We start from the raw sequence: 6,341 nt of genomic DNA, 5'->3' as shown, positions 1-6,341 counted from the left end.
CGCCGACGGCGCCCCGGTCGCCTCGGCCAGCCCCAGCGCGATCCGGATGTCCTTGAGCATGAGCCCGAGGGCGAACCCGGAGTCGAACGTGCCGGGCAGCACGAAGTTCGGCCACTTGTTCTCGGTGGACCCGCTGCGCCCGCTCGAGCCGTTGACGGCCTCCAGCATCGCGGCCGGGTCCAGCCCGAACCGCTGGCCGGCCAGCAGCGCCTCGGAGCTGGCGAGCAGGTGCGCCGCGGACATCAGGTTGTTGAGGGCCTTGAGCGCGTGCCCCGCCCCCACCGGGCCGACGTGACGCATCCGGCCGAGCACGCCGAAGAGCGGCACGAGCGTGGCGACGGCGTCCTCCGGCCCGCCCACCATGATCGTCATCGTGCCCTCGGTGGCGCCGGAGACACCGCCGGACACGGGCGCGTCGACGAGGACGGCGCCGCGCGCGGCGACCTGCTCGGCCAGCGCGCGCGTCCGCAGCGGCTCCGACGAGCCCATGTCGACGAGCACCGTTCCCGGCGCGAGCGCGTCGAGCAGCCCGGCCCCGTGGACCACGGCGTCCACGACGTCGGAGTCCGGGAGCATGAGCACCACGACGGGGACGCCTTCGGCCACGAGCGGGGCCTTCTCGACCTGCGTGACGACCGGGGAAAGCTCCGGGCGGGGTGCGGCGTCGTACCCGCGCACCCCCACCCCGGCCGCGGCCAGCCGCCGCACCATCGGCGTCCCCATGCGGCCGAGCCCGACGAACCCCACGGCCTGCGGGAGGCCTGCGCGCTCACCCATCGCCGCCCTCCGCCGCGTTCTCGGCGCCGATCTCGGCGTCGATCTCGGCGAGCACGCGCTCGGCCACCCGGAACGACTCCAGCGCCGCCGGCACCCCGCAGTAGATCGCGGCCTGCAGCAGGGCCTCCTGGATCTCGGTCTCGGTGGCACCGTTGGTGACCGCGCCGCGCACGTGCACGCCGAGCTCGTGGTTGCGGCCCAGCGCGGTGAGCATCACCAGGTTGAGCAGGCTGCGGGTGCGCCGGTCCAGACCCGGCCGGCCCCAGACGTCCCCCCAGCAGGCACGCGTGACGAACTCCTGCACCGGCCGGGAGAACTCGCTCACCGCGGCGAGCGAGCGCTCGACGTGCGCCTCGCCGAGGACCTCCTTGCGGATCCCGAGCCCCTGTTCGTAGCGCTGGTCGGTCATCGTCCCGCCCTCCGGAAGTCGTCCTCGGCCACCTCGTCCAGCCACACGGTCGGCCCGAGCGACACCGCGAGGTGGGCCCGCGCAACCGGCGCGGACGTCACCGAGTCGATCGTGTAGCCGTCGGTCGCGGGCAGCACGGGATCGCCCCACACGGTGCCGGTGAAGGTCTCCGTGCGGTTCTGGGTCGGGGTGGTCTCGGGGGCCCGCCCCCGGACGATCTGCACTGCGCTCAGTCCTCCCTGTGGTCGTGGACGTGGACGCCACGCGCCACGTCCTCGGTCGTGAGCCTCCCGGTCGGCCCGCCCTCGCGGTAGTCCCCGCGCACGGTGTGCGGGAACCGTCGCCCAGTTCGCTCCGCTGCCGGGCGATCTCCGCCAGCGGGTCGCCGTCGACGTGGCGGTCACCGCGACATCGCGCACCTCCGGGCGAGGCCTCCGCATCACCGCCACCAGGACGCCCACTCGCGGAGCACGGCGGCCCGGATCTTCGTGCCGTTGGTGCCCGAGGTCGTGGGCATCGCGTCGATCACGTGCACCGCCGCCGGGACCTTGAACGGGGCCAGCGCCTCGGCGCACCACGTCCGCAGCCCGGCGGGATCAGGCTCGCGGCCGCTCTCGGCCACCACGAAGCCGACCGCCTCCGTGGCGCCGTCGGCCCCCTCGATGCCCACGACCTTCGCCGTGCGCACCTCGGGGTGGGCCGCCAGCCGCAGCTCGATCTCCGCGGGGTCCACGAGGAACCCGCGCAGGCGCAGCGCGTCGCCCATCCGCACGACGTACACGAACGCGTCCTCGGCGGTCTGCACCCCGAGATCCCCGGAGCGGAACCAGCCGTCGGCGGTGAACGCGCGTGCGGCCGCGCCGTCGTCGCCGAGGTAGGCGTCCACGACGTTCGGGCCGCGGAACTGCAGCTCCCCCTCCGTTCCGGGGGCGCAGGGCTCGCCGGTCACCGGGTCCACCACCCGGACCCGGATGCCGTCGTGCACCACCCGGCCGCCGCCCTCCCAGCGGCGGGGCGTCGGCTCCTCGGCCGGCCACAGGGCCGTCAGCGCGAACACCTCCGACGAGCCGTACACCCCGGTCGTGACCGTCCCGAACTCCTCGTGCGCCCAGGCGGCGAGCTCCGCGGCCCGGCCCTGGAAGTCGGCAGCGCCCCACCAGCGCCAGGCCGAGAGGTCCCGGGGCCGCGCCTGCCACGCCTCCGCCAGCCGCAGCACCAGGTCGTCGCCGGAGGCCACGTGGGTCACGCGGTGGGCCGCCATGTCGTCGAGCACGGCGTCGGCGTCGAACACGGGCTCCAGGACGCACACGGCTCCCGCGGCGAGCGCCGCCATCGCCAGGTTGTAGCCGAACACCCCCGACAGCGGCAGCGCGCACAGCACGTGCTCGCCGCGGCCGATCCCGAGCGCCGCCGCGTCGGCCACGGCGTGCGCCAGCACCCCGGCGGCCCGGTGCGCGGCGAGCTTGGGCATGCCGGTGGAGCCCGACGTGGTGAACGCGACGACCAGCGCGGCGGGGTCGGAGGAGGGGAGCTGCAGCGCCGCGCCGGCCGGGTCCGGCGCCCACGCGCCGCCGCCCACGTCCGCGGCGGCGACCTCGGCGGGCGGCGGCACCCGTCGCCCCGGGCCGGGCACCAGCGCGACCGCGGGGGCGGGCGCCGACGAGCCCGCCACGGCGTCCCGCAACCGCCCCGGCAGGTCCAGCCCGTGGAAGTCGGGTGCGAGCGCGACCAGCCGCGGCCGGGCCCGGTCCAGGACGTGCGCGGCCTCCGCGACGTTGTAGCGCGTGTTGACCCCGACCACGTGCGCGCCGCGGGCGGCCACGGCGAACTGCCACACGAGCGCGTCGCTCCAGTTCGGCAGCCACACCGCGACGCAGTCGCCGGCCCCGATGCCGGCGGTCCGCAGCTCCTCGGCCAGCCTCCCGACCCGCCGCCACAGCTCGCCGCGCGGCACCGGGATCGTCTCCCCGCCCGGCCCTTTGTCCAGGGCCACCACGGCGGCGGGGTCCTCGCGCACGAGCCGGCCCAGCAGGTCCGGCAGATCGCGCGGCATCACCACATCCACTCCCTCCCTCACACGTAGAACGCGCTCGCCCCGCCGTCGATCGGGACGACCGCGCCGGTCATCCAGGTCGACTCGTCCGAGGCGAGGTAGACCGCGAGCGCCGCTACGTCCTCGGGCCGCCCGGTCCGCCCGAGCGGCATCCGGGCCAGGCGCGCGGTCCGCGCGTCGTCGTCGTAGGCCGCCGCGACCATCGGCGTCTCCACGACCGCGGGGGCGATCGCGTTGCAGCGGATCCGCCTGCCGCCCAGCGCCGAGGCCAGCACGCGGGTCAACGAGGTCACGGCGCCCTTGCTCGCCGCGTAGGCGATCCCGCCGCCCGAGGCGGTGCCCACCGAGGCGGCGATCGACGACATCGTGATCACCGAGCCGCCGTCGGTCATCACGGGCGTGACGTGCTGGGCGGCGAGGAAGGTGCCCCGCGCGTTGACCCGGAACGTCGTCTCCCACGCGTCGAGGTCGGTCGCCGTGATGCCGCGGTCGTCGGGCCACAGGACTCCGGCGCAGTGGGCGAGCACGTCGATCCCGCCCAGCGCGCCGGTCGCCTCCGCGACCGCGGCGGCCCACTGCCCGGGATCGGCCACGTCGAGGACGATCCCGGTTCCGGGCACGCCGTGCAGGCCGTCGGCGTCGAGGTCGGCGCAGGCGACGAGCGCCCCCTCGGCGGCGAACCGGAGCGCGATCTCGCGGCCGATGCCCGACGCCGCGCCGGTGACCAGGCACCTCCTGCCCGCGAGCCGCCCGGGGGTCATGCGCGGTCCCCGGCCTTCGCCGGGAGGTCCTCCTCCAGCGCGGCGAGGTCCCGGTCGCGGGTCTCGCCGTAGGTCCCGACCGCGATCATCGTCACCACCGAGCACGCGGCCAGGTACACCGCGATCGCGTAGCCGCTGCCGAAGGCACCGAGCAGGGCCACCGCGATGACCGGGGCGAGCCCGCCTGCGACCACCGAGGCCAGCTGGTAGCCGATCGAGACGCCCGAGTACCGGACCCCGGTGCCGAACAGCTCGGACAGGAAGGCCGCCTGCGGCCCGTACATCGCGCCGTGCAGGACCAGCCCGACGACGACGGCGAGCACGGTCAGCCCGAAGTCCTGCGTGTCCAGCAGCGCGAAGAACGCGAACCCCCACACCCCGACTCCCGCGGCGCCGAACAGGTACACGGGGCGGCGCCCGACCCGGTCCGACAGCGCGCCCCAGAGCGGGATCGTCACCACGTGGACGAGGGCACCGATCAGCACGGCGCCGAGGGCGAAGGACGACGGCAGGTCGTAGCGGGTGGCCAGGTAGGTCGAGATGACGATGGTGAGGATGTAGTACGAGACGTTCTCGGCGAACCGGGCGCCCATCGCGGTGAGGACCTCGCGCGGGTGGCGGCGCAGGACCTCCACGATCGGCGTCTTCGGCGCTCCGGCCGCCGCCTCGGTGCGGGCCGCCGCGCGGGCCTGCGCCGCGCGGAAGAGCGGCGACTCCTCCACCGACACCCGGACGTAGAAGCCGATCACCACGAGCACCGCGGACAGCAGGAACGGGATCCGCCAGCCCCAGGACTCGAACGCCTCCTCGCTCTGCACGAGCGCGAGCACGGCCAGCAGGCCGTTCGCCAGCAGCTGCCCCGCGGGTGCACCGGCCTGCGGCCAGCTGCTCCAGAACCCGCGCCGCCGCGCGTCGCCGTGCTCGGAGACGATCAGGACCGCCCCGCCCCACTCGCCGCCGATCGCGAAGCCCTGCACGAGGCGCAGCAGCACCAGGATCGCGGGTGCGGCGACGCCGATCGTGGCGTAGCCGGGCAGCAGCCCGATCGCGAACGTCGACAGCCCCATCATCAGCAGGCTCAGCACCAGCAGCTTCTTGCGGCCGATCCGGTCGCCGTAGTGCCCGAACACCAGCCCGCCGAGCGGGCGGGCGATGAACCCGATGGCGAACGTGCCCAGCGACAGCAGCGTGCCGGCGAGCGGGTCGGCGGCGGGGAAGAAGACCTGCGGCAGCACGATGGCCGACGCCACGCCGTACAGGAAGAAGTCGTACCACTCGACGGTCGTGCCGAGCATGCTCGCGGACACGACCTTGACGATGGAGCTCGATCCGGATCTCTCGGGCATCGGTGCCCTGCCTCTCACTGCGTCGGTCTCACTGCGTCGGAAGGGGGTCAGTCGCGCCGGCGCGCGTACTCGACGTGGGCGCGCACGCCCGTCTCGAGGTCGTAGCGGCGCTCGTAGCCGATGAGGTCGGCGAGGGCGCGCCCGCAGATCCGCGACGCCAGCCCGGCGACGTCCGGCTCGCCGTCGGAGACGACGTCGATGCGCGCCGCCGGCACGATCTCCTGCAGCAGCGCGGCCAGCTCGCGCATCGTGGTGGCGTCGCCGCCGGTGTTGAGGAAGTGGTGGTCGGTGAACGCGCCGGCATCGAGCTCGACCAGCCGGACGAGCTGCTCCGCCACGTCCTCGACGTGGACCAGGTTGATCCGGGCGTCCCCGCGGTCCACGCTGACGCTCTCGCCCGCCGCGGCCTTCTCGATCATCCTCGCGAGCCAGCCCGAGACGCCGCGGACACCACCCGGCCCGTAGACGGGGCTCGGCCGGATCCCGGCGGCCAGCAGGCCGTGCGTCGTGCGGTACACCTGGGCGAGCCGTTCGAGGTACAGCTTCCCGGCGCCGTAGAGCGGCATCCCGGGCGCGAGGTGGGTGGCCGCGTCCTCGGTCAGCGGGAGCTCCCCGGGGGCGTACATGGCGTCCGAGCCGTACACGGCGATCGAGCTGGCGAGCACCACGCGCTGCACCCCGAACAGCCGCGCGGCCTCCAGCACCACGGCGCTGCCCTGCACGTTCAGCTGGGTGGCGGGGTAGGGCTGCCGGTTGCTCGCCTCGCCCAGGCTGTAGGCCAGGTGGACGATCGCGTCCGCCTCCTTCGCCGCGGCGCCGACGTCGGCGAAGGACAGCACGTCGCCCCGCACGACGTCGACGTCCCCGGCCCTGGCGGCCGCCACGGGATCAGGAGCGACGTCGAACAGCCGGACGGCGTGCCCCCGCTCGGCGAGCTTGCGGCCGGTCAGGCTGCCGATGACCCCGGTGCCCCCGGTGACCAGTACTCGCATGTC

General features: G+C 75.1%; 7 protein-coding genes. All 7 read right to left on the bottom strand.

Annotated elements, in window-relative coordinates; genetic code table 11:
• On the bottom strand, nucleotides 1-777 hold a 777-nt coding region (locus FB558_RS41860), incomplete at its 3' end, for an NAD(P)-dependent oxidoreductase (protein WP_142065076.1).
• On the bottom strand, nucleotides 770-1,186 hold the full coding sequence (gene pcaC / locus FB558_RS41855) for a 4-carboxymuconolactone decarboxylase (protein ID WP_142065073.1): 417 nt from the start codon (nucleotides 1,184-1,186) through the stop codon (nucleotides 770-772). The genes pcaC and FB558_RS41860, both read right to left, overlap by 8 nt.
• Nucleotides 1,183-1,410, bottom strand: coding sequence for a hypothetical protein (locus FB558_RS41850; RefSeq protein ID WP_142065070.1), 228 nt, complete (start codon nucleotides 1,408-1,410; stop codon nucleotides 1,183-1,185). The genes pcaC and FB558_RS41850 overlap by 4 nt, the downstream gene beginning before the upstream one ends.
• Nucleotides 1,411-1,625: 215 nt before the next feature.
• Nucleotides 1,626-3,239 carry an AMP-binding protein gene (locus FB558_RS41845; RefSeq protein ID WP_142065066.1) on the bottom strand — a complete coding sequence of 538 codons (1,614 nt, stop codon included), beginning with the start codon at nucleotides 3,237-3,239 and terminating at the stop codon, nucleotides 1,626-1,628.
• A gap of 20 nt (nucleotides 3,240-3,259) precedes the next feature.
• Nucleotides 3,260-4,000: an SDR family NAD(P)-dependent oxidoreductase gene (locus tag FB558_RS41840; RefSeq protein ID WP_142065063.1), complete on the bottom strand. Its 741-nt coding sequence runs from the start codon at nucleotides 3,998-4,000 to the stop codon at nucleotides 3,260-3,262.
• Entirely contained in the window at nucleotides 3,997-5,346 is a 1,350-nt protein-coding gene (locus FB558_RS41835; protein WP_142065060.1) for an MFS transporter, read from the bottom strand. The genes FB558_RS41840 and FB558_RS41835 overlap by 4 nt, the downstream gene beginning before the upstream one ends.
• Before the next feature lie 47 nt (nucleotides 5,347-5,393).
• On the bottom strand, nucleotides 5,394-6,338 hold the full coding sequence (locus FB558_RS41830; protein ID WP_142065057.1) for an NAD-dependent epimerase/dehydratase family protein: 945 nt from the start codon (nucleotides 6,336-6,338) through the stop codon (nucleotides 5,394-5,396).
• Nucleotides 6,339-6,341: the final 3 nt, after the last annotated feature.

The sequence above is a fragment of the Pseudonocardia kunmingensis genome, from assembly GCF_006716445.1.
GTDB classification, from domain to species: Bacteria; Actinomycetota; Actinomycetes; order Mycobacteriales; family Pseudonocardiaceae; genus Pseudonocardia; species Pseudonocardia kunmingensis.
Note: the sequence above shows the minus strand (reverse complement) of the source record. Positions and strands in the feature narration are given on the sequence as shown.